This is a genomic window from Vibrio sp. Isolate34 (assembly GCF_022397915.1).
Lineage (GTDB): Bacteria > Pseudomonadota > Gammaproteobacteria > Enterobacterales > Vibrionaceae > Vibrio.
Genome location: NZ_JAKEUO010000010.1, coordinates 39,994 through 64,620 on the forward strand (window position 1 = coordinate 39,994; position 24,627 = coordinate 64,620).

The 24,627-nt window shown below is 45.5% G+C and carries 18 protein-coding genes; 11 read left to right on the top strand and 7 right to left on the bottom strand.

Features of this window, described 5'->3' with window-relative positions; all coding sequences use genetic code 11:
• Window position 1: 1 nt before the first annotated feature.
• The 3 genes from L1D22_RS12335 to tldD all read left to right on the top strand — a co-directional run bounded on the left by L1D22_RS12335 (window position 2) and on the right by tldD (window position 6,225).
• Window positions 2–3,874 (top strand): YhdP family protein, encoded by a 3,873-nt coding sequence (locus L1D22_RS12335; RefSeq protein WP_239830028.1) that lies wholly within the window; start codon window positions 2–4, stop codon window positions 3,872–3,874.
• 73 nt (window positions 3,875–3,947) lie between these two features.
• A complete protein-coding gene (locus L1D22_RS12340) occupies window positions 3,948–4,760 on the top strand; it encodes a carbon-nitrogen hydrolase family protein (protein WP_239830029.1) in 813 nt (270 codons plus the stop codon).
• A gap of 19 nt (window positions 4,761–4,779) precedes the next feature.
• Entirely contained in the window at window positions 4,780–6,225 is a 1,446-nt protein-coding gene (tldD, locus tag L1D22_RS12345) for a metalloprotease TldD (RefSeq protein ID WP_239830030.1), read from the top strand.
• A gap of 108 nt (window positions 6,226–6,333) precedes the next feature.
• On the opposite strand, the gene L1D22_RS12350 is transcribed toward tldD, so the two are convergent.
• Window positions 6,334–7,713, bottom strand: coding sequence for a PhoH family protein (locus tag L1D22_RS12350; protein ID WP_061019100.1), 1,380 nt, complete (start codon window positions 7,711–7,713; stop codon window positions 6,334–6,336).
• A 467-nt stretch (window positions 7,714–8,180) separates the two neighbouring features.
• Here L1D22_RS12350 and rapA point away from each other — a divergent pair, with 467 nt between their 5' ends.
• On the top strand, window positions 8,181–11,090 hold the full coding sequence (gene rapA, locus L1D22_RS12355) for an RNA polymerase-associated protein RapA (RefSeq protein ID WP_239830031.1): 2,910 nt from the start codon (window positions 8,181–8,183) through the stop codon (window positions 11,088–11,090).
• Between the two features lie 111 nt (window positions 11,091–11,201).
• Here rapA and L1D22_RS12360 read toward each other — a convergent pair whose 3' ends face one another.
• On the bottom strand, window positions 11,202–12,479 hold the full coding sequence (locus L1D22_RS12360; protein WP_123306216.1) for a divalent metal cation transporter: 1,278 nt from the start codon (window positions 12,477–12,479) through the stop codon (window positions 11,202–11,204).
• 158 nt (window positions 12,480–12,637) lie between these two features.
• On the opposite strand from L1D22_RS12360, the gene rluA reads away from it, so the two are divergent.
• Together rluA and L1D22_RS12370 are read left to right on the top strand one after the other, a co-directional pair.
• On the top strand, window positions 12,638–13,372 hold the full coding sequence (gene rluA, locus L1D22_RS12365) for a bifunctional tRNA pseudouridine(32) synthase/23S rRNA pseudouridine(746) synthase RluA (protein WP_239830032.1): 735 nt from the start codon (window positions 12,638–12,640) through the stop codon (window positions 13,370–13,372).
• A gap of 37 nt (window positions 13,373–13,409) precedes the next feature.
• Window positions 13,410–14,378: a D-2-hydroxyacid dehydrogenase gene (locus L1D22_RS12370; RefSeq protein ID WP_239830033.1), complete on the top strand. Its 969-nt coding sequence runs from the start codon at window positions 13,410–13,412 to the stop codon at window positions 14,376–14,378.
• Between the two features lie 77 nt (window positions 14,379–14,455).
• Here the strand turns inward: L1D22_RS12370 and L1D22_RS12375 are convergent, their stop codons facing one another.
• From L1D22_RS12375 to argR, 4 genes are all read right to left on the bottom strand, one after another.
• Window positions 14,456–14,893: a universal stress protein gene (locus L1D22_RS12375; protein ID WP_017630727.1), complete on the bottom strand. Its 438-nt coding sequence runs from the start codon at window positions 14,891–14,893 to the stop codon at window positions 14,456–14,458.
• A gap of 107 nt (window positions 14,894–15,000) precedes the next feature.
• Complete coding sequence (locus tag L1D22_RS12380) at window positions 15,001–17,580, bottom strand: TRAP transporter permease (protein ID WP_239830034.1); 2,580 nt, start codon at window positions 17,578–17,580, stop codon at window positions 15,001–15,003.
• A gap of 255 nt (window positions 17,581–17,835) precedes the next feature.
• Window positions 17,836–18,804: a TAXI family TRAP transporter solute-binding subunit gene (locus L1D22_RS12385; RefSeq protein ID WP_017630725.1), complete on the bottom strand. Its 969-nt coding sequence runs from the start codon at window positions 18,802–18,804 to the stop codon at window positions 17,836–17,838.
• A 342-nt stretch (window positions 18,805–19,146) separates the two neighbouring features.
• Window positions 19,147–19,617 (bottom strand): transcriptional regulator ArgR, encoded by a 471-nt coding sequence (argR, locus tag L1D22_RS12390; RefSeq protein ID WP_004740827.1) that lies wholly within the window; start codon window positions 19,615–19,617, stop codon window positions 19,147–19,149.
• A gap of 351 nt (window positions 19,618–19,968) precedes the next feature.
• Between argR and mdh the strand changes: the two genes are divergently transcribed.
• Both mdh and L1D22_RS12400 read left to right on the top strand, forming a co-directional pair.
• Window positions 19,969–20,904: a malate dehydrogenase gene (gene mdh / locus L1D22_RS12395; protein ID WP_009847834.1), complete on the top strand. Its 936-nt coding sequence runs from the start codon at window positions 19,969–19,971 to the stop codon at window positions 20,902–20,904.
• A 125-nt stretch (window positions 20,905–21,029) separates the two neighbouring features.
• Window positions 21,030–21,224 carry a hypothetical protein gene (locus L1D22_RS12400; RefSeq protein WP_102432791.1) on the top strand — a complete coding sequence of 65 codons (195 nt, stop codon included), beginning with the start codon at window positions 21,030–21,032 and terminating at the stop codon, window positions 21,222–21,224.
• Window positions 21,225–21,325: 101 nt separating this feature from the next.
• On the opposite strand, the gene ispB is transcribed toward L1D22_RS12400, so the two are convergent.
• Window positions 21,326–22,297 (bottom strand): octaprenyl diphosphate synthase, encoded by a 972-nt coding sequence (gene ispB / locus L1D22_RS12405; protein ID WP_239830035.1) that lies wholly within the window; start codon window positions 22,295–22,297, stop codon window positions 21,326–21,328.
• 268 nt (window positions 22,298–22,565) lie between these two features.
• On the opposite strand from ispB, the gene rplU reads away from it, so the two are divergent.
• The 3 genes from rplU (at window position 22,566) to cgtA (ending at window position 24,593) form a co-directional block, all read left to right on the top strand.
• Window positions 22,566–22,877, top strand: a complete 312-nt coding sequence (gene rplU, locus L1D22_RS12410) for a 50S ribosomal protein L21 (RefSeq protein ID WP_004740823.1) — start codon at window positions 22,566–22,568, stop codon at window positions 22,875–22,877.
• Between the two features lie 19 nt (window positions 22,878–22,896).
• A complete protein-coding gene (gene rpmA / locus L1D22_RS12415) occupies window positions 22,897–23,154 on the top strand; it encodes a 50S ribosomal protein L27 (protein ID WP_004735905.1) in 258 nt (85 codons plus the stop codon).
• Between the two features lie 266 nt (window positions 23,155–23,420).
• Window positions 23,421–24,593, top strand: a complete 1,173-nt coding sequence (gene cgtA, locus L1D22_RS12420) for an Obg family GTPase CgtA (RefSeq protein WP_017632186.1) — start codon at window positions 23,421–23,423, stop codon at window positions 24,591–24,593.
• Window positions 24,594–24,627: the final 34 nt, after the last annotated feature.

Consider the following 24,627-nt stretch of genomic DNA (forward strand, 5'->3'; position numbering starts at 1 on the left):
TGTGAGCTCAAGCGTTACTCTGATTCTACGTGCATGTTTATGGTTAGTGGTTACTCTCTTAGTAACGCTAGCCATTGCCGTTACTACACTTCGTGTAGCCTTACCCAATTTAAACAAGTATCAATCTGAAATTGAGCTTTGGGTAAACCAACATTCCGGTTTTGATTTTTCAATTCAAGACGTGGGCGGTTTTTGGCGTAACACTCACCCCTCTATTGCTCTGCAAGGCGTAAAAGCCAGCCTTCCTAATACAGAAGATGTGACCTTCTCTGTTGAGCGTGTTGAAGTTGAGTTTGACTTGATTCAATCGGTTGTTCAGATGCGCCCTGTCGTGGCCGATCTGGTCATGAATCAAATGTACCTCGATATCCGCACTATTGATCTGTTTGCTGCGCAAAACGGCACAGAGAAGCCCAAAGATTCGGGTTCCTCCAAGCGCGTGATGCAAGAGCTGGATAATCTATTGCTCAAGACTTTAGTGGATGTCACCGCTAAAGATTCCACTATTTTATATCGAGCTGTTTCTGATGAAGAACGTCAGTTGGATATCGATACCCTGAAATGGCAGAACTCGGGCAAACACCACCTTGCGGAAGGTGTGGTGAGCATCAAAGACGCCAACCTAAACTCTTTGTCAGTGAGCGCTAACTTTATTGATGGCGGATCGCTGACGGATGTGACGGGCGAGTTTTATGTCAGCGCAGACAGTATCTCAATAAAACCTTGGTTAACGCGTTATATGCAGGCTGAATCCGGCATTGAAACGGGTACCGTGAGCTTGAATAGCTGGTTAACACTGCGTAACAGCAAACCTGTGAGCGCTTATGTTGAAGTTCTGCCTTCAGAATTGACTTGGAACGAAGATGGCAAGCATGACTTGATGCTTGAATCTGGCGTCTTTAAGTTGTCTCCGATTGATGATGGTTGGCAAGTAAATGGTCACTCACTTAATTTGAGAACAGATGATACGCCTTGGCCAGAACTGGATGTAGCGTTTAAGTGGAACAAAGGTCCTTGGGAGCTGAATGTCTCTGAACTCAATATTGAGACAATTACTCCGCTGATTAAGCTTCTTCCGGATTCAAAACAATCCACCAAAATGATTAGCGTCTTGGCTCCTGGCGGTTCTGTTTCTGATATTCGCGTATCAATGGGTTCAGGCATCGAGAGTCTGCGTTATTCGGCGAGTTTCTCTGATCTTGCTATCGAGCAATGGGAACTGGTCCCAGGCTTTAGCCAGGTGTCAGGTAGCGTGTTTGGCTCTGCATCAGAAGCGAAAGCCAGCCTACATGTTATTGACGATGTATTCCCTTATGGTGATGTCTTCCAAGCGCCGTTGAATATCAAACAAGGTCAGGTTGATATCGTTTGGCAGCAAGATGAAAACGGCTGGAAGCTTTGGTCTGACAAAGTCACAGCAGCCACGCCAGATCTACAAGTACTCGGCGCATTTCGCTTAGACTTCCCAAAAGATGCTAGCCCATTCTTATCGTTCTACGGTGAAGCGGACGCTTACAATGTCGGCGAAACGTGGCGCTACCTACCAACGTTAGCACTTGGTCAAGACCTCACAGATTACCTTTCTACTGCGATTCAAGCGGGTAAAGCGGATACCGTAAAACTGTTGTGGCATGGTGAATTAGCGCAGTATCCATACACTAATCATGATGGTATTTTCCAAGTTTGGGTAGGATTAGAAGACGCTAAATTTAGCTTTGATACCGCGTGGCCACTAATTACTGACCTTCAGCTTGATCTGTTGTTTGAGAATGATGCGATGCATCTAGACTCTCGCTCAGCACAGTTGATGGATGTAACGGCAGACCGAATCACAGGACGCATTCCTTACTTAGGGGAAGGCGGTCATATTGAGATTGAAGCCAAGGCTACGGCGTCTGGCAATGCGGTACGCGATTACATGACGTCTTCGCCATTGGTAGGTTCGGTCGGAGCCGCGTTAACTGCACTTCAAGTCAGCGGTGATGTATCTTCGGAGTTTCAGCTTAATATCCCGTTTGATTCGGATAGAGAAGCAAGAGCATGGGGTTACGCTGACCTAAACGAAAACCATGTAGAGATTGAAGCGCCACCAATGGTGTTAGAAAACACCACGGGTCGAATTGAATTTGATAATGATGTCGTGACGGCAAACGGCCTTGCTGCGGACTTGTTGAAGCAAGGTATCTCGATTGATTTTAAAGGCCTGAATGATGGCCCCGGTTATGCGGTTGATATCGATGTGTTAGGCGATTGGGATGTTAAACCTCTCGAACCTTACATAGGTGAACAATGGCTAAGCCGTCTGTCTGGTCATGCACAATGGCAGAGTCAGATTGATATTCAGCTCAATGATATCGGTTTTACATACCAATTGGATTTGCAGTCCGACCTAAAATATTTGGCGAGTGATTATCCATATCCACTGGCGAAAAAGTCATTGGAAAGTGGGTCTGCAAGGCTACAAGCATCGGGCAACCAAGAGGCGATTACCGCGCGTTTGCAACTGCCGAATACCAAGTACCAAGCTGAAATCGATATTACAGGCGATGTACCTGAATTAACGGCGACTAACTTAGTTCTCGGCCGTGGTGGCTATAAAATTAGCCCTGTTGTTGGCCATCATGCACTGATTCGTACTGACAAATTTAATGCCGATGATTGGTTATCGGTTGTGATGGAGCCCGTACAGCCGTCAACTGCTGTGCTGAGCCAAATGAATACGCCAACCATTCCTGCGCCAAGCCGCATCACCTTTGAGAGTAAGGAGCTGATCTTAGGTGGTATTTCTTGGAATGATGTTGATTTTAGTGCTCGTAAGAACAAGCAAGCGTGGCAGATGGAAGTGTCCAGCCAAGAGATAGAAGGCGACATTAATTATCTACCTCCTTATGACTTAACGGTTTCGCTGGATCGTCTGCACTTGTTTGTTCCTGAATGGAGCGACAAAGACAAGCAAGAGCAATTACTGCAACGCAAACCGCAAGAAGCGCCATTGATCTCTGAGTTAGATAGAAAGATCCATGATGCGATGCCGAATTTGACGCTGACTCTTAACGATTTTTGGCTGCAAGGCTACAAGGTCGGTAAAGTCGATGTTGAGATGGCTAGACAAGATAATCGCATTGATTGGAAGAAGATTCAGGTTCGAAGCGGCGGCAATAAAGCGGATGTCAGTGGCTGGTGGGAACTAGACGGTGACAAGAGTCATTCCGCGCTAACGGTTGATGTTGAAGGTGAAAATAACAGTGAACTAATGGAGCGCTTCGGTATTACTTCCGGTATTCAAAAAGCGCCATTTGCATTGGAAGGCAAACTGAACTGGGATGGTTCGCCTTGGGGAATCAAAATGGATACCCTTGATGGCAACGTTAAAACTAAGTTTGGTAAAGGCATCATCTCTGATGTGAGTGGTGCAGCTCGATTGCTAGGTCTGTTCAGTTTGGATTCGATCATCCGTAAGATGCAGCTCGACTTCTCTGATGTGTTTGATAAAGGCATGGCGTTCAACAGCATCACTGGTACGGGTGAGATCCAAAACGGTATCTTCCTTACCAACGACCTGAATATGGATGCGGTGGCCGGTGAAATGAAGATCAAAGGCATCGCCAACCTAAATACGCGTCAGGTTGATGCAGAAGTGAACTTTACTCCAGATATCACTTCTGGAATTCCGGTATTAACGGCGTTTGCGGTAACCCCGCAAACCGCATTGTACGTATTGGCGGTGACCACGGTTATTTCGCCGGTTGTTGAAGTCTTTACCCAAGTTAATTATTCGGTGAAAGGACCATTGGATTCACCAACGGTGAGTGAGTTGTCTCGTAGTTCTGGTGAGTTCCAGTTGCCCGAAAAACTGAGAAAATCAGCGGAATAGACTTAGCTGTTAGCGAGTTAATATGCGGCTAAATACAGATTTCTGAATCATAATGAATGGAGATGCGGTGCACATGGATTGTGTTGGATTGATTCAAATGACTTCAGGTTCTAACCCTGAAAGCAACCTCGAATATCTCGGTCAAGAGATAGTGAAGTGCAAAGAGTTAGGGGCTAAGTGGGTCGTTTGCCCTGAAAATGCATTGGTTTTTGGCAGTAAAGCAGATTATCACCAATATGCAGAGCCTTTAAATGACGGCCCACTGCAAAAGCGACTGTCTGATCTAGCCAAGCTTCATCGTATTTGGATTGTTGTTGGCAGTATGCCGATAAGGTCAGTCAAAGGCGTGACTACTACCACCTTGGTGGTTGATGACTTTGGCTGCTTGGTTGCTCATTACGACAAGCTACACATGTTCGATGTGGATGTCGCTGATGCTCATAAGTGCTATCGAGAGTCCGATATTTTCACGCCGGGTGACCGAGTTGTGACAGCGGAAACGCCTTTTGGTCGCTTAGGTTTGAGTATTTGTTATGATGTGCGCTTTCCACACTTGTATTCCGAGTTACGTAAGCAAGGTGCGCAAATCATACTGGTTCCGGCTGCGTTTACTGCAGTCACCGGACAGGCGCATTGGGAAGCATTATTAAGATGCCGTGCTATCGAAACACAATCGTGGATCGTCGCGGTAGGGCAAGGTGGTAAGCACCCTTGCCAAAGAGAAACATGGGGACACTCTATGGTGGTTGATCCCTGGGGAAGAGTGGTTGCACAGTTAGGCCAAGATCCCAAAAGTATGGTGGTTGAGATAGACACGTCCAGTTGCGAATCAATCAGGCAAAATATGCCCATCGCGCAACACTCTCGATTCACCAATCAATTTTAATTACAAACAAGAGCCATCTATGAGCATTAATCAAATTGAAGAAGCGCTACTGAACCCAACAGGGCTTACGGAGCAAAATATCGCAGATACATTGGCGAGCATTGCTACCCGCCAAATTGATTATGCTGATATCTACTTTCAGTCAAGCTGGCACGAATCTTTGGTGTTAGAAGACAGCATTATTAAAGACGGCTCTTTCAATATCGATTGCGGTGTGGGTGTTCGCGCGGTATCTGGCGAAAAGACCGGTTTTGCTTACTCTGACCAAATCCAATTGGATGGTCTTAAACAGAGTGCAATTGCCGCTCGTGGTATCGCGAAGCAAGGTCAAAACGGCAAGGTTCAAGCCTTTAAACGCAACTCTAACCAAACTTACTATGATGCAGTTAACCCGCTAGCAAGCTGGGAAAAACAGCAGAAAACAGAATTACTAAAATCATTAGATGCTTACATTCGTACTAAAGAGCCTATGGTGACTGAAGTATCGATAAGCCTAAGCGGTGTGCATGAGCAGATGCTGGTTGCTGCGACGGATGGCACTTACGCTGGCGATATTCGTCCGCTTGTTCGTCTATCAATCAGTGTACTTGCGCAGAAAGGCGATCGCCGTGAGCGCGGCAGCGCTGGTGGCGGTGGCCGTTTTGGTTACGATTTCTTCTTAAGTGATGACAAAGGCACCCAGGTTGCTTACCAATTTGCTGATGAAGCGATTCGCCAAGCACTTGTTAACCTTGAAGCGGTGGCTGCGCCTGCGGGTGCAATGCCTGTGGTTCTTGGTTCTGGTTGGCCGGGCGTTCTTCTACACGAAGCCGTAGGTCACGGTTTAGAAGGCGACTTCAACCGTAAAGAGTCTTCAGTATTCTCGGGTAAAGTTGGCAAGCAAGTTACTTCAAGCCTATGTACGATTGTTGATGATGGTACATTGACTGATCTTCGTGGTTCATTGAACGTGGATGATGAAGGTGTTAACGGTCAGTACAACACGTTAATCGAAAACGGCATTCTAAAAGGTTACATGCAAGACAAATTGAATGCTCGTCTAATGGGTGTCGCACCGACAGGTAACGGTCGTCGTGAGTCTTACGCGCATCTTCCAATGCCACGTATGACGAACACATACATGCTACCGGGGGAGCACACGCCTGAAGAGATCATCGCGACGGTTGAGAAAGGCATCTACGCACCAAACTTCGGCGGCGGTCAGGTTGATATTACTTCTGGTAAGTTTGTATTCTCGGCTTCTGAAGCTTACATGATTGAAAACGGTAAGATCACTCACCCAGTGAAGGGTGCAACGTTGATCGGTTCTGGTATTGAAGCGATGCAGCAAGTGTCTATGGTCGGTAACGATCTAAGTATCGACCGTGGTGTGGGTGTGTGTGGTAAGGCTGGTCAAAGCGTGCCAGTAGGTGTTGGGCAGCCAACATTGAAACTCGACTCGCTAACTGTTGGTGGTACTGAATAATTCAGACGAATCTCTGCCAACTTACTTCAAAAGATTAAATTGAAAAGCGCCTCCAATGTGAGGCGCTTTTTGTTTTTAGATTACTGGTTCAGTGAGCGTATAGAGTCGCTACATGTTCTCTTCAGCAAACTCTGCCAGTCGGCTACGTACCACACCATTGAGGTGAATATTGGCACTGCCTTCGAAGTTTTTAAAACGCTCAACCATGTAGGTTAAGCCTGAAGTGACAGGGGTTAAGTAAGAAGAGTCTATTTGCGCTAGGTTACCTGAGCAAACAATCTTGGTCCCTTCACCACAACGGGTGATGATGGTTTTGATTTGTGATGCGGTGAGGTTTTGACACTCATCGAGAAGCACAAACGCATTCTGGATCGAACGGCCACGCATAAAGTTAATCGATTTGAATTGGATGTTGGCTTTGTCACAGATGTATTTCATTGAACCTTCGGTGCAGTGGTCATTCTTGTGCAGCGCTTCGAGCGTATCGGTTACTGCGGCCAACCAAGGCAACATCTTTTCTTCTTCTGTACCTGGAAGGAAACCAATCGACTCACCAATGTCGGGCGTGTTTCGGGTTACGATGATCTTATCGAACTGTTTACGTTCAATAGTTTGTTCAAGCGCAGCGGCCATGGCTAACAGTGTCTTACCACTACCTGCCGCACCAGTGAGGATTACAAGGTCAATATCGGGGTCGAGCAGGGCATCGATCGCCATACCTTGATAGACGTTTTTGGGTGTGATGTCCCACGCTCTGCGATTCATCAGTCTTTCGCGACTGAGGTCTCTCAGTGTGATGCTTTCTGGCTCAATTTCTTCGACTCGAGCGGCAAAGTCACTCTCTTCGTCAATCACATATTGGTTGAGGAACGTAGGCTCGAAAGGTTCTCTCGCTAAAGTGTGCAGCGTCTTGCCGCCTAAACTTCTGCTCTCGACATTGTCGATACCATCCCAAAATGAACCTTCGAGCTGTTGAAAGCCTTTGGTGAGGTATTGTATGTCATCGATCAGTTGGTCTGTTTGGTAATCTTCAACGAAACGAACGCCTGCGCCTTTTGCTCGTAAGCGCATGTTGATGTCTTTGGTGATGAGAACCACTTCGCGTGGCGCGCGTTTGTTTTGAAGATAGAGGACTGCGTTGAGGATTCGGTTATCGCCAGCTTTGTCGTCGGCGAAGGCCTTGATGCTTTCTTGAAGTTCGTAATCAGCGAGTATTGAAATACTGCCAGAGGCGTTAATGTCTTTAGAAAATGGAATGCCTTCCGATATTTGGTCTGGTGTGGCTTCTCTGAACAGGTCTTCGAGCGTTCGAATTGCAATTCTTGCATCTCGAGCAACGTCTCTTTTGCTGTCTTTGATTCTGTCGAGTTCTTCTAGCACTGTCATGGGGATAACGACATCGTGCTCTTGGAAAGAAAATATAGCGAAGGGTTCGTGAAGTAGGATATTGGTGTCTAAAACAAATAGCTTCCGGTTGGTCTCGCCCATAGCATCTCCTTGCCGACGTGCGGCTTGCCTTGCATTCATTGAACGTAGATAAAGCTCATATAAAGATTAGTATCTGATTCTGGTGATAGTCAACTACTCACCTAAACTTCATCTAGAGGAATACCACCATATCGTTGTCGATGAATATGGCGTATTCGTTTGAGAGCAGCAATCTGCTACCTATAGATTAACCATGATTTTTTGACAGTTTGATTGCACTGGCGAAAACAGAAAAAAAGCACGAAATCATCTCCTTTAGGCGTGACCTAAATCACAGCATCGAGTAAGATTAGCGACCTTTTTCTGCACCATTTTCTCGAGATATTTATTATCTAGAGCGCACTTATAAAGTGGCTGCAAACTAGGCATTTTTGGCTATATTTTTAGTTCGGGAGCGATAATGCTCTTGTTTAAAATTGCAGTTAAAAAAGACCAAATTCCAACTATAAGATTGAGGTAGTCGATTCATGACATTTGCTTTGGGGCAACGCTGGATAAGCGATACGGAGAGCGATTTAGGTTTAGGTACCGTTGTAGCAATGGATGCTCGTACAGTGACACTAATGTTTGCAGCGTCAGAAGAAAACCGTGTGTATGCACGTACTGATGCTCCCGTAACCCGAGTAACGTTTAATGTAGGCGATGTCATCGAATGCCAAGAAGGTTGGTCTCTGTCTGTCGAAGAAGTTATCGAAGACAAAGGACTGCTAACCTACTTAGGTACTCGCGAAGATACCCAAGAAACAGAAGTCGCTCTGCGTGAAATCTTCTTAAGCAATCAGATCCGCTTTAACAAGCCACAAGACAAGCTGTACGCAGGTCAAATCGACCGTATGGATAACTTTGTGTTGCGTTACCGAGCGCTAAGCAATCAATACCAACAACATAAGAGCCCAATGCGTGGCCTGTGTGGTATGCGAGCAGGCTTAATTCCTCATCAGCTGTATATTGCTCATGAGGTGGGTCGTCGTCATGCTCCACGTGTTTTACTTGCTGATGAAGTTGGCCTAGGTAAAACCATCGAAGCGGGCATGATCATCCACCAACAAGTGTTGTCTGGCCGTGCTGAACGTATTCTTATTGTGGTACCTGAAACTCTGCAACACCAATGGTTAGTAGAGATGATGCGCCGTTTCAATCTGCACTTCTCTATCTTTGACGAAGAGCGTTGTATTGAAGCCTTTGCAGAATCAGATAACCCATTCGATACACAACAATATGTTCTGTGTTCTTTGGATTTCCTACGTAAGAGCCGCAAGCGCTACGAACAAGCACTTGAGGGGGAGTGGGATCTGTTGGTTGTCGATGAAGCGCACCACCTTGAGTGGAGCCAAGACAAACCAAGTCGCGAATACCAAGTGGTTGAAGGTTTGGCTGAAAATACCTCTGGCGTACTGCTACTGACAGCAACGCCTGAGCAACTGGGTCGTGAGAGCCACTTTGCACGTCTACGCTTGCTGGATCCTGATCGCTTTTACGATTACGAAGCCTTCGTTGAAGAAGAAGATCAATACGCACCGGTTGCTGATGCAGTAACAGCGCTATTCTCTGGCGTGAAGCTTGAAAACAGTGCGAAGAATCAGATTACTGAACTGCTTTCTGAGCAAGATGTAGAGCCTCTATTCCGCGTTATCGAAGGTGATAGCAGCGAAGAAGAGCAAGCACTAGCTCGTCAAGAACTGATTGATAACCTTATGGATCGCCATGGTACCGGCCGTGTTCTATTCAGAAACACACGTGCTGCAATCAAAGGCTTCCCTAAGCGTAACGTAAACCTACTGCCGATGGACATTCCAACGCAGTACACAACCTCGATGCGTGTATCGGGCATGATCGGTGGCAAGATGGCACCAGAAGCACGCGCGATGAAGATGCTGTACCCAGAAGAGATCTTCCAAGAGTTTGAAGGTGAAGACTCAAGCTGGTGGCAGTTCGATTCACGTGTTAACTGGCTGATTGAGAAGATCCAAGACAAGCGCAGCGAAAAGATCTTAGTGATCGCATCGCGTGCAAGTACGGCTCTTCAATTAGAGCAAGCACTGCGTGAGCGTGAAGGTGTGCGTGCAACCGTATTCCACGAAGGCATGTCGATTATTGAACGTGATAAAGCCGCGGCTTACTTTGCTCAAGAAGAGGGCGGTGCTCAGGTTCTGATCTGTAGTGAAATCGGCTCTGAAGGTCGTAACTTCCAGTTCGCGAACCAGCTAGTAATGTTCGATCTTCCGTTCAACCCAGACTTGCTTGAGCAACGTATTGGCCGTTTGGACCGTATCGGTCAGCTGCGTGATATCGACATCCATGTTCCTTACCTAAAAGGCACATCACAGGCGATTCTAGCGCGTTGGTTCGATGAAGGTCTGAACGCATTTTCAGAGACTTGCCCAACGGGTCGCACGGTTTACGACAAGTACTCAGATGTTCTGATTGAAATGCTGGCTTCTGGTAATACAGAACAGCTTGATGAAGTGATTGAAGAGTCTGCCAAGCTAAATCAAAGCCTAAAAGCGGATCTAGAAAAAGGCCGAGATCGCCTGCTAGAAATGCACTCAAACGGCGGCGACAAAGCGCACGAAATTGCAGAGAAGATTGCATCGACTGATGGTGATACTAACCTAGTGACTTTCGCTCTCAGCCTGTTCGACACGATCGGTTTGAACCAAGACGACAAAGGTGAAAATGCGCTAGTTGTGACACCATCTGAGCACATGATGGTACCAAGCTACCCTGGTTTACCTTACGAAGGCGCAACCATCACGTTCGACCGTGATACAGCCCTTTCTCGTGAAGACATGAACTTCATTAGCTGGGAACACCCAATGATTCAAGGCGGTATTGATCTGCTATTGAGTGAAGGTGTGGGTGCGTCAGCGGTATCACTGCTGAAAAACAAAGCGCTGCCTGTGGGTACTATCCTGCTTGAACTGGTTTACCTTGTGGATGCGCAAGCACCGAAACGCAGCGGTATCAGTCAGTTCCTACCTAAAACTCCGATTCGTTTGATGATGGATGGCCGTGGTAACGATCTATCTGCTCAGGTTGAGTTTGATAGTTTTAACCGTCAGCTAAGCCCTGTAAACCGTCACTTAGCGAGCAAGCTAGTGAACTCGGTACAAGGCGAGATTCACAAGCTAATTGAAGCGGGTGAGACGCATGTACTGCCGAAGGTTGAGGAAGTTCGTCAGCAAGCTCAGAAAGATATGCAAACTAACTTGAATGGTGAGCTAGAGCGTCTACAAGCGCTTAAAGCAGTCAACCCGAACATTCGTGATGAAGAGCTAGAGGTAATCGAAGCTCAAATTAACGAACTGACTGGCTATATCGCCAAAGCTCAGGTTCAGCTGGATTCATTACGCTTGATTGTGGTTTCTCACAACTAGTTTTGAATGAGCGAAATGCTTCAACGAAATAAGGCCTTCATGATGAAGGCCTTATTTTTATCTAGCGTTTGAAAGATATTTTGATTGTTGAAAGGTGTAATGGCAGAGGAATTACATCAACCACTTCCACCAAACAAATACCGCTAGGAAACCAAATAGGTACACAAGACCCGCTACAGACAACCATTTTAGTTTGGTGCCAATCGCTAGTGCTTCTGGGAGTTTAGCTTTGTTCACTAAGATGAAGTTAAGCAGCGCGAAGAATGGCGTCGTTGCGAAAGCTAGCACCATTGCAAAATCCAACATTGGCATCAATGCTGCGCTAAAGAACATCACAATCGCCAGTGCCGCGATAGAGACAATGATGATCCAACCTTGCAGCATGCGTGGGCTCGACTCTTTCTTGAATAACAGACGTTGTGATTCAGCAAGTACACGTGAGTAGCCGTCGATAACCGTAATCGTACTACCAAAGATACAGAAGAAAGCGATAATGGCGATGAGTGGACGTGACCATTCACCAATCGTTGACGCGTAAATACCAACTAGCTGGTGAGTAAAGCCCACACCAGAGCGAGACAGTTCCACACCTGAACCGTGAAGTACCAGCGCACCCAAAGCGACAAACACTAAAGCAAGCAGCGCCGTACCAATGTAGCCGACGTTGAAATCGAACAGCGCTGATTGAGCTGTGACTTCTTGTTTCTCTTTTTGGCTTTTAAGCCACATTGATGTGATGCTAGAAATTTCTATAGGCGCAGGCATCCAACCCATAGTTACCACGATAAAGCCGATAGCGGCCAACGACCAAGGTGATGGCGGAACAAAAGCCGCATCAGGTTCAACAGGAGAGCCGATAGCTATTGCGACAGCGGCTAGAGTGGTGATCGTTAGGATCGCCATGATCGCTTTTGAAAGGGTATCAAGAGCACGATAGTGGCCTGCAAATAGAATGATCAAGCAGGTTGCTAAAACGATCATGCACAATGTGCTGGTGGCTAATTCGAAAGGAACAAAGTAGCTAAGTAGACTTGCACTGAATAGCAACAAAGCAGCCGTGTTCACGACGGCGGAAATGGCGCTCAATATTGAAAAGATCACAAGGTACGGGCGACCTAGGTTAGAGTAGCCCTCAACCAAGCTTTGACCTGTTCCCAATGTATATTGGATACCGGCTCTAAAGAATGGGTATTTAAATACGTTAACCAGGATAATAAGAGCGGCGAGCTGCCAGCCATAAATCGCACCAGCTTTGGTCGAGGCAACTAAATGTGAGCCACCTACTGCCGCAGCAGCCATCATGATGCCAGGGCCAAGAGACTTGATTAAACTTGATAGGGGAGCAGAGGTTTGTGTTTTTTCTGTGGTTGTTTTAACCGTACTTTCCATCATTTTTCCTTTGATGCTGACTTCTTATTTTCCGTTACCCTATCAATACCATGTTTTGTAAGGTCGTCAACTTTTATGTACGAAAACATTAAAAATTGTATTTATTAATAAACGAATTAACTGTGAATTATTTGTTCACTAGTAAATAAGAGGCTTTAATGGCGTTAGAACAGTACACACCACCACGTGAACCGTGGATCGACATTGTCTATCAAGATGACGATATTCTTGTGGTGAACAAGCCAGCAGGCCTACTTTCAGTGCCGGGAAGGTTGCCAGAGCATTACGACAGCATGTGGAGTCGCTTGGTGGAGGAGTTTGCTGATACTCAAGTGGTGCACCGTTTGGATATGTCGACCTCAGGCTTGATGCTGCTCGCTAAACACAAACAAGCTGAGCGTCATTTGAAGAAGCAGTTCCAATATCGACTGACACATAAGCTCTATTACGCACGAGTGTGGGGTGCAGTAGAAGAAAAAGAAGGGCTTATTGATCTGCCACTCATCTGTGATTGGCCAAATCGCCCTAGGCAGAAAGTATGTTTTGATGACGGTAAACCATCGCAGACTCGCTATGTGGTAGAGCAAGAAGAGGCTCAAACCACCTTGTTGAAGTTACTGCCGATTACTGGCCGTTCTCATCAGTTGCGTGTGCATTGTATGGAAATAGGGAGCCCAATTGTGGGCGATGAGTTTTATGCAACGCCTGAAGCTTTTGAGCATAGCGATCGACTGGCTTTACATGCTAGTGAACTGAGCTTCTATCATCCAGCGAACAACCAACTGTTCAAAGCCTTTGTCCCTTGTGATTTTTACCCTCAAGCGTCACCACAAATTGAACAGCACTTTGAAATTGCGCCAGAGCTTCCAGACTACAGTAAGCTAAAAGCTTAGAATACGAGTAACCAATCGACTTATCCAAGGAAGTACAATGCCGAAGCTGAAAGTGGTCTTTCTCGACCGAGCCACCATCCCATCTCAAATCAATTTAAAACCTCTTAGCTTTGAACATGAATGGATTGAATATGATTTCACAACTCCCGAGCAAGTCTCAGAGCGAGTTGAAGGTGCTGATGTCGTGATCACCAATAAAGTGGTGCTCAATGGATCGAATTTGGGCCAAGCACATCAACTTAAGCTGCTCGCTGTTTCTGCGACAGGTGTTAACAATGTCGATGTGGCATATTGCAAGTCTAATAATATCGCAGTGACAAACGTACAAGGCTACGCGACTCAATCTGTTCCTGAGCATGTCATCGCAATGCTATTCGCTCTTAAACGAAACCTTGTTGGTTATCATAAAGACATTGAGGCGGGTGAGTGGCAAAAGGACAAGCAATTCTGCTTCTTTACTCATCCGATTCAAGACGTGGCGGGCAGCACATTGGGTTTAATGGGCAGTGGCAGCTTAGGACAAGCAACCGCGATATTAGCTAAAGCGATTGGTATGAATGTCATCTTTGCTGAGCGAAAAGGGGCAGAGGCTTGTCGAGAAGGCTATCTGCCTTTTGAAACGGTATTACAGCAAGCGGATGCGATCAGCCTACATTGTCCTTTGACTGAAGCGACGCGAAATCTGATTTCGGATCACGAGCTAGCCATGATGAAACCAAGCGCGGTATTGATCAATGCGGGGCGTGGTGGATTGGTCGACGAGCAAGCCCTAATCGAGGCTCTTAAACACAATGAGATTGCCGGAGCGGGTATGGATGTATTCACACAAGAGCCAGCCGACAACTCAAATCCACTGTTAGCTAATAGCCACTTACCGAACTTATTACTCACTCCACATGTGGCGTGGGGCAGTGACAGCTCGATTCAAAAGCTGTCTGATATCTTAATGGACAATATTGATGGCTTTATCGCGGGTCGCCCACAAAACATAGTGAATTCACTCTAAAGCTATGTAGCATGAGTTAAAACAAAAAAGGTTGGCTTGTTGGCCAACCTTTTTAGATGGTGTGTTGATTAAGTGATTTAGCCTTGCGGCTTAACCACCAATACATTGATTGGTGAGTTCTGTACCACTTTGCTCGCAACAGAACCCAGTACCACTTTGTCGATTTTCGAACGCTTATGGCTAGGCATCACAATAAGGTCGGCGCCAAGCTTTTCTGCGTAATCGAGAATGGTTGCGTAGGTTTTACCCTCAGCAACATGAACTTTGTAAACCACTTCATCGTCGATGTGTTTGTCGGCAAACTCTTTCAGCTGATTTTTAACATCAAGCTTCATTTGGTTCGCTGCATCTTTCGGGAAGTAAGACGCCACCATCGACATGTGAATGCCAGGTAGTACGTTCAGAATGTGAATCTCAGCATTGCTGTGTTTTGCGTGCCATACCGCTAGCTCCACAGCTTTGTCTGAAAAGCCTTTGTCGTTAAGATCAACGGGAACAAGGATTTGTCTATACATGTATTCGTCTCTTTTTGAGCAGCGCTTAGTACATACCAAACGCTGTAATTATCTTTTCCATGTAGTAAAAAAGCCAAATAGAGTTGAACACTACTTGGCCCTATCCATTACGCGCTAATCTCATCCTTACGAGCACGCCTTCTTTGGTTCATCGCTAAACCAATCAAAATCAGTAGGGCAGGCAAGAATACCCACTCTTTCATCGGTCGATCTGCGTCTTGGATAACGGATTTAATTTCCCAATCAAAGTCAATGCCGGCTGCTTCTGCTGGGCTGCCAAACTCAACCATATCAACAATCATCTTGTCGTCGGCTTGTGTCAGCATTAGGCCCATGGAAGCAATACGGTCTTCACTTGTTTTCGCAGAATCTTCAAATGGAAGGCGAACCGTCTTCTCAGAATAGTTACCTTCTAAGTTTTCGCCACCTACTCTCAATTCAAGTGATTGTCCCACAGATAGATTTTCTGTGATTTGAGCGATCTCAACTCCAGGTGAAAGAACTTTCTCTGGATAGATCATGTCCCACCAGAAACCTGGGCGGAAGAAAGAGAAGGTCAGAACGATAAGTAGAATCGTTTCCCACCACTTGTTCTTCGTGAACCACCAACCTTGTGTTGCTGCAGCAAAGATAAGAACCGCAGTCACAGAAGAGAAAATCGTCAGCGCTAAGTGCCACCAAGAATCAATACCCATCAACAGGAGTTGGGTGTTGAAGATGAACATAAATGGCAGAATCGCGGTACGAATATCGTAGGTAAAGCCTTGAATACCTGTACGAATCGGATCGGATTTCGCAATCGCGGCTGCAGCAAACGCTGCCAGACCAACTGGAGGTGTGTCATCGGCAAGAATACCGAAGTAGAACACGAATAAGTGCACCGCAATCAGTGGGATGATTAGACCGTGCGCAGCGCCCAGAGTAACAATTACCGGAGCCATTAGCGTTGATACAACGATGTAGTTTGCTGTGGTTGGTAAGCCCATACCTAGGATCAAGCTGATTACCGCAGTAAATAGCAGCATAAGAATGATGCTACCGCCTGAGATAAACTCAACGAAATCCGTCATTACAAGACCGATACCCGTCAGAGTCACCACGCCTACAACCGTACCTGCAGCAGCTGTCGCGACACCGATACCGATCATGTTACGTGCACCTGAAACCAAGCTTTCTGCTAGGTCAACGAAACCGGCTTTAGTTTGCTCTGCAAGATCATCAGATTTGTTCATCAGAGTCATTAAAGGACGCTGAGTGATCAAAATGAAAATCATGAATACTGTTGCCCAGAATGCAGATAGACCTGGAGAGAAACGTTCAACCGTTAAACACCAAACTAGTACTACGATAGGCAGTAGGAAGTGAAGGCCAGATTTAATCGTTGGACCTGGATCTGGAACTTCTTTCAAGTCTGCATCGATTTCCATACCGCCTTCAGCTGCGTATTTTGCAGATACGCGAACCAGAGCAACATAAGCGATTAATAGCGCCACCGTTACGATTGGTGTTGCCGCATCGCCAAACACATCTTTCGTCCAACCCACACCGTAGTAAACTGCGGCACTGATAACACAGAGACCTAAAATGGTGCCAGTGAAAGACAGTAAGCTTTGTACGATAGTTGGTGTGTGACGACGAGGTAAGCCAGTCATTCCTGCTTTACATGCTTCTAGGTGAACAATGTAAATTAGAGCGATGTAGGAAATCAGAGCTGGCAGTAACGCTGCTTTGATAACTTCCACATACGAGATGCCCACATACTCAACCATCAAGAATGCCGCAGCACCCATGATAGGTGGTGTTAGCTGACCGTTGGTTGAAGCCGCTACTTCTACAGCACCAGCTTTTGTACCCGGGAAACCAACACGCTTCATTAGTGGGATAGTAAAGGTACCCGTGGTTACCACGTTTGCAATAGATGAACCTGATACGAGGCCTGATAAACCAGAGGCTACAACGGCTGCTTTTGCTGGGCCGCCTTTCATGTGACCAAGCAGAGAGAATGCAACCTTGATGAAGTAAGCACCAGCACCCGCACGTTCTAGCATTGCACCAAACAGTACAAACAAGAATACAAATGACGTTGATACGCCAAGAGCTACACCGAATACACCTTCCGTTGTTAGCCACAGGTGCGACATTGCCTTGTTCAGGCTCGCACCTTTGTGGGCGATAACTTCTGGCATGTGTGGACCGCCAAAGGTGTAAAGTAGGAATACTGCCGCCACAACCATAAGAGGTGGACCTAAAGCGCGTCGTGTTGCTTCAAGCAGTAGAACCATACCAAATACCGCTGCAACAATATCAAACGTTGTTGGAGCACCAGAACGGCCAGCAAGTTCGGTGTAGAAAATGTAGATATAAGAAGCTGAAAAGCTACCAACAAGCGCTAATACCCAGTCGACTGCCGGGATATAGTCCCGCGGCGAGTTCTTCATCGCTGGATAAGCGGTAAATGCTAGGAAAATAGCAAAGGTAAGGTGAATTGCTCGAGCTTCAGTGTCGTTTAAAATTCCGAAGTTAAAAATGAACGGCAGCGGAGATGCATACCAAAGTTGGAACAGTGACCAACATAGAGGCACAAACCATAAAATACGACCTTGGACACCGCGAGGGCTACGCGCACCAGTGTCTGATTGTGCCACCATTTCTTGCACATCTGGAGACGGTGATGTTGTCTGCGTCATGTACTTTATCCTTATTATTGATGGTCTGCCTTTCTTACGAACAACGAGACGTTATTTATTTCCTATCTAGTGTAGTGAATGGATAGGGAAATGCGTTTGTTTGTTCGTCTTTGTCTTAGGCTTGATACGAAGGTAAGTTCGCCAAATTGGAGAAACTTAAAAGTTTGCTTTTTTCAATTAGGTTATTTTTATAAAACGCGAAAAGCCAATAAGGAGGGCTGGCCTCCTTATTGGTGTAGTAGGCTTAAAGTCGAGTTACTTTAGAAGGCCCACTTCTTTGTAGTATTTCTCTGCACCTGGGTGAAGAGGGATAGAGATGCCCGCTTTAACCATGTCTTCTTTCTTCAGGTTAGCAAATGCTGGGTGTAGGCGTTTGAAAGTGTCAAAGTTTTCAAATACTGCCTTAGCGACGTTGTATGCAACTTCTTCAGAAACGTCTGAAGTTGTTACCATAGTTGCAGCAACACCGAAGCTGTTTACGTCAGCGTCAGTACCACGGTACATGCCAGCAGGAACTGTGCTGTAAGCGTAGTATGGGTTTTCAGCTACGATCTTGTCGATCTGTGGACCCGTTGCTGAAACCAGTTTTGCATCACAAGACGTTGTTGCTTCTTTGATTGATCCGTTCGGGTGACCAACCATGTAGATGAATGCATCAATCTTGTTATCACAAAGTGCTTGTGAACGCTCAGAACCTTTAAGTTCAGAAGCCAGTTTGAAGCTGTCGTTAGTCCAACCCATAGCGTCCATTACAACGCCCATAGTTGCACGGTCACCAGAACCTGGGTTCCCAATGTTTACACGCTTACCTGCTAGGTCAGACACATTGTTGATGCCAGCATCGGTACGAGCGATGATGTTGAACGGTTCTGTATGTAGAGAGAACATCGCGCGAAGTTTCTTGTATTCGCCCTGATCTTTGAACTTACTTGTACCGTTGTAGCCATGATATTGCCAGTCCGATTGAACAACACCGAAATCGAGTTCACCAGCACGGATGGTGTTAACGTTGTAGATTGAACCACCAGTAGACTCTACAGAACAACGAATGTTGTGGTCTTTGCGGCCCTTGTTCACTAGCTTACAAATTGCACCACCAGTTGGGTAGTAAACACCCGTAACTGAACCAGTACCAATCGTGATGAACTCTTGAGCGTTAACAGCGCCAGCGCCCATTACAGCAGCTGCAATAGCACCAACTTTAATAAGTTTGGTAAATGCCATGAATTTCCCTTCCTTTATTCATTATTAACCCTGAAACAAGTGTAGTTGTTTCTGGAGTTTCCTATTTGGAAACGGCACCTTTTTCAATCCATGTGATGAAAAAGTGGCTGAATAATATCAAAAATTGGCAGAAAATTACTCGAATGTTAAAAGATATAGCTAAAAAATCTAACAAATGATGCGTAGATCTCGTGTTTAATTTGCTACTGAGTTTTTTAAATCAATGGCTTAGTGTTATTCGGAGGCAGGGGAGGTAGATATTCTAGGATGTGATTTGGATCACGAAGCAAATAGATGTTCGTGATCCATTAATAAGGCTGATCGTTATGAAACAGCGATCAATTATCCTGCGTATTCAAACAGTTCGCACACTGAATCAAACAGTTGCTTAGTGGTAACTGATAACGTTGGAGTAATGAAGATAGTGTCATCACCTGCGACTACGCCCAGTATGCCTTCCGACTTACCTAGTGAGTCTAACAAACGAGCGATTAGTTGAGCAGCACCAGGACCTGTGTGTATCACCACCAATGCATTGTTGTGGTCAATATCTAAGACTAATTCTCTTAGCGAGCTAGAAACGGTTGGGACACCTAGTTCAGCAGGAAGACAGTAAACCATCTCCATTTTCGCGTTACGAGTTCGAACAGCACCAAACTTGGTTAACATACGCGAGACTTTAGATTGGTTGATGCTTTCAAAACCTTCGTGTTTTAGGGCATCTACAATTTCGCCTTGTGAGCCAAAACGTTCTTCTTTTAGTAAGGCTTTAAATGCACGAACTAAGTTGTCTTGCTTTTCTGTATTGCGCATATGTCATTCTTATTCATTAACAAAGATGTTTGCATATTCTCGCATACATATTCAATTTTAGCCAAAACATCCCTGTAATTTGTTAGTCATATCACTGTAAATATTTAATAGAATAATGTGTTATTTGCGACGACTTATTTTGTTATTTCAGTCGATTATCGCCATAATGCGAACTTGCTGTGTAGCACGGTTTTATTGACTTGCGCGAAGTCGCAAAGCTAGCGTTAATTGATTGTAATCACTTTGTGATTAATATAGTTTTTTAGCGATAATTTAGTTTTTTAACTTAGATTTAGCTCAAGAATTACCCTACAAAGAATTTATAAGAGAAAGCTCTCAAGGAGAATAACAATGAAAGTAGCTGTTATTGGTGCCGCTGGTGGCATCGGTCAAGCCCTAGCCCTACTACTTAAGAACCGCCTGCCTGCTGGTTCAGATCTTGCACTTTACGACATTGCACCGGTAACTCCGGGTGTCGCTGCCGATCTTAGCCATATCCCAACGCCTGTTTCGATCAAAGGTTACGCGGGTGAAGATCCAACTCCAGCACTAGAAGGTGCGGATGTTGTGCTTATTTCTGCAGGTGTTGCTCGTAAGCCTGGTATGGATCGTGCGGATCTTTTCAATGTGAACGCTGGCATTGTTAAGTCTCTTGCAGAGAAAATCGCAGTTACTTGTCCTACTGCTTGTGTTGGTATCATCACTAACCCAGTAAACACAACAGTGCCAATCGCTGCTGAAGTACTTAAGAAAGCAGGCGTTTACGACAAGCGTCGTCTATTCGGTATTACGACTCTTGATGTAATTCGTTCAGAAACGTTTGTCGCTGAGCTGAAAGATAAAGATCCAGGCGACATCCGTGTTCCTGTAATCGGTGGTCACTCAGGTGTAACTATCCTTCCTCTACTTTCTCAAGTTGAAGGCGTAGAGTTCACTGACGAAGAAATCGCAGCACTAACGACTCGTATCCAAAACGCGGGTACTGAAGTAGTAGAAGCTAAAGCTGGCGGCGGCAGTGCGACACTGTCTATGGGTCAAGCGGCTTGTCGTTTCGGTCTTGCACTAGTGAAAGCTCTTCAAGGCGAAGAGAACGTGATTGAGTGTGCATACGTTGAAGGCGAAGGCGAGCACGCACCATTCTTCGCTCAACCAGTTAAGCTAGGTAAAGAGGGCGCAGAAGCGATTCTTAGCTACGGCGAACTGAGCGACTTCGAACGTAACGCTCTAGACAGCATGCTAGAAACGCTAAATGGTGATATCGAGATTGGTGTTGAATTCGCTAAATAAGCGATACAGCATTTAACTCAGGTTAAAATTGCTAATAAGAGCCGGTCATTATGATCGGCTTTTTTGATCCTTGGATTTGCCTCATTCGTAAATAGTGTTTTATAGATTCGAGTGGAGCAGCAATTATGAGCCGTATTCAGAAAGGAATGAACGTCCATTTCCATTTAGGTCGATTAGGAAAGATCCTCGTTATCGATGAACAAGAGCAATTTGCGCTGGTTGAGTCATACAACAGCCACGAGCAGTATGCAGTGCCGCTGGAAGAGATAGAAGAAGTCGAAGCTCAACTTCCGTTGTCGTTAGAGTCGAGCCGTTACTGAAAGTCGATTTGGAAAGATTTTCGTGAGGATCAAAAAAGAGCCTTCACGGCTCTTTTTTATTATCTATGTAATGTTGTCTATCTAGAAGACGGTCTACAAAGTTACTTGCTGCGTTTAACAGCCAAGTGCGCAAGTGTGGTCAGTGCTTGCTTATATTCAGAGTCAGGCAGTACAGAAAGCTCAGCAATCGCCTTGTCGGCTTCTTCATAGGCCTTATTAGTCGTGTACTCTAATGAGCCTGTCTCTTTCATTACAGACATAATGTCGTCGAGACGCTCCATTCCGTTGGCTTGTTTAATCGCTTCACGAATCATGCTTGCCTGTTCAGCAGAACCATTGTGCATTGCATATAGTAAAGGCAGCGTTGGTTTGCCTTCAGCAAGATCATCACCAACGTTCTTACCCATCTCTTTACCATCAGCAGTGTAGTCCATCACATCGTCAATCAGTTGGAATGCGGTGCCTAGGTACTTACCGTAGTTCTGCATAGCCGTTTCGATTTCAGGTGACGACTCAGTAAGAATCGCGCCAATTTGGGTCGCAGCTTCAAACAAGCGAGCAGTCTTAGAGTAGATCACCTGCATGTAGCTTTCTTCTGTGGTGTCTGGGTTATTGCAGTTCATTAATTGTTGAACTTCACCCTCGGCAATCACGTTTACCGCCTCACTCATTAACTCAAGGATCTTTAAAGATCCTAGCGTTGTCATCATTTGGAACGAGCGAGTATAAATAAAGTCACCCACCAAAACGCTAGCAGCATTACCAAAGGCTGCGTTGGCTGTCGCTTTACCGCGTCTCATGTCCGATTCGTCGACGACATCATCATGAAGTAGGGTTGCTGTGTGAATAAACTCGATAAAGGCTGCAGAGGTGATATGAGCTTCACCTTGGTAACCAAGAGCGCGAGCAGATAAAAGAGCAAGCAAAGGGCGTAGGCGTTTACCACCGCCGCTAACGATATAAAAACCAAGCTGGTTGATTAAACTTACGTCAGAATTAAGTTGGGCTTGAATTGTTTCATTCACTTTTGCCATATCATTGGCAGTAAGCGTTTGGATAGCTTTAAAATCCATTGTTCATCCGGCTGAAGTTAGACCCTGTAAGGCTTATACGTTGTATTTAATTGTTGAATAATACACTAAAAAACGTTGATTAATACATCGCTAAAGGGCATGATTGCCGCACTTTTCTTTGGCGAACAGGTTTTCGCCAATTTTTTAAAAATATGGCTTGTCATAGCGCCATGATTCCCGTAGAATCTGCGCCCTATTGATTAGTTTAGCGCACACCCGAGTTGTACAAATAACAACCATAGGCTGTGCGGAAAAAGCGGAGTAAAATATGTACGCTGTTTTCCAATCTGGTGGCAAACAACACCGAGTAAGCGAAGGTCAAACACTTCGTTTAGAGAAATTAGACGTTGAAACTGGTGCAACTGTTGAATTTGATAAAGTTCTTCTTGTTGCTAACGGCGAAGAAATCGCTGTTGGTGCACCTCTTGTTGAAGGTGGCAAGGTTACTGCAGAAGTAGTACAACACGGTCGTGGCGATAAAGTAAAAATCGTTAAGTTCCGTCGTCGTAAGCACTCGCGTAAGCAAGCTGGTCACCGTCAGTGGTTCACTGAAGTGAAAATCACTGGCATTAACGCTTAAGTATTAGGAGAGTTTAACAATGGCACATAAAAAAGCTGGCGGTTCTACTAATAACGGCCGCGATTCAGAAAGCAAACGTCTTGGTGTTAAGCGTTTTGGTGGTGAATCTGTTCTTGCAGGTAACATCATCGTTCGTCAACGTGGTACTAAGTTCCACGCTGGCACAAACGTTGGCATCGGTAAAGACCACACTCTTTTCGCTCTTACTGAAGGTAAAGTGAAATTTGCTGTTAAAGGTCCTAAAAACCGTAAGTTTGTAAGCATCGAAGCTGAGTAATTTAATCTTTAACTAGATTATTTTAATAGCTTTCAAGCTGAATTCAAAAGCCCTGCCGATTCGGCAGGGTTTTTTATTTATAGCGAGAATAAAAAAGCAGACGCTCTTGTCTTAGCTTTAATAAGCTTAAAGCAAAGAACCTCTCCTTCTTTGTTCCTTGGTTGCAGGTCGGCCTAGATCTTAGGTGATCGATCTAAACACGGATCTGCTAGAATTTATATCACTCCATGATGAGTGGTAACGCAACGTAAGTGCGGAGTTAAAAAATGAAATTCGTTGATGAAGCGGTAGTAAAAATAGAAGCCGGTGATGGCGGTAATGGTACAGTAAGCTTTTGGCGCGAAAAATTCGTCGCTAAAGGTGGTCCTGATGGCGGCGACGGCGGTGACGGTGGTGATGTTTACATCCAAGCGGATGAGAACTTAAACACATTGATCGATTACCGTTTCCAACGTTTTTACAATGCAGAGCGTGGCGAGAATGGTCGCGGCGGTAACTGTACTGGTAAACGTGGTAAAGACATTACGCTGAAAGTACCAGTAGGTACTCGTGCAGTTGATATCCACACCAATGAAATCGTTGCTGAAGTTGCTGAACACGGCAAGAAAGTAATGGTTGGTAAAGGTGGTTGGCACGGTCTTGGTAATACGCGTTTTAAATCGTCTGTTAACCGTGCTCCTCGTCAAAAGACAATGGGTACTAAAGGTGAAGTTCGTGAACTACGTTTAGAGCTTCTTCTACTAGCTGACGTTGGTATGCTTGGCCTACCAAACGCAGGTAAATCTACTTTTATTCGTTCTGTATCTGCAGCGAAACCAAAAGTAGCGGATTACCCGTTCACCACTTTGATCCCAAGCTTGGGTGTGGTGAGTGTGGTTCCTGAGAAGAGCTTCGTAGTAGCCGATATCCCAGGCCTAATCGAAGGTGCGGCTGATGGCGCTGGCCTTGGTATTCGTTTCTTGAAGCACCTTGAGCGTTGTCGCGTTCTGCTTCATATGATCGATATTATGCCGATCGATGAATCTGATCCTATTCAGAACGCACTGACGATCATCGATGAGCTTGAGCAATACAGCGAAAAAGTGGCACAAAAACCTCGTTGGTTAGTATTCAACAAAGTTGACCTAATGCCTGAAGAAGAAGCAGACGAAAAGATTCAAGAAATCATCGATGCTCTAGGTTGGGAAGGCGAATACTTCAAGATCTCTGCTGTGAACAAAATGGGCACCAAAGATCTTTGTTTCAAACTAGGTGAGTTCATGGAGAACCTACCTCGTGAAATTGAAGAAGTTGAAGAAGAAGAAAAAGTAGACTTTATGTGGGATGACTACCATAAAGATGCGATGAGTGGTAAGAATGTCGTTACTGAAGATGATGACGACTGGGATGATTGGGACGACGAAGAAGATGACGGTCATGTTATCTACGTTCGTGACTAATCCTCGAATTTCTTGTGAACACTTCGGTCGCTTC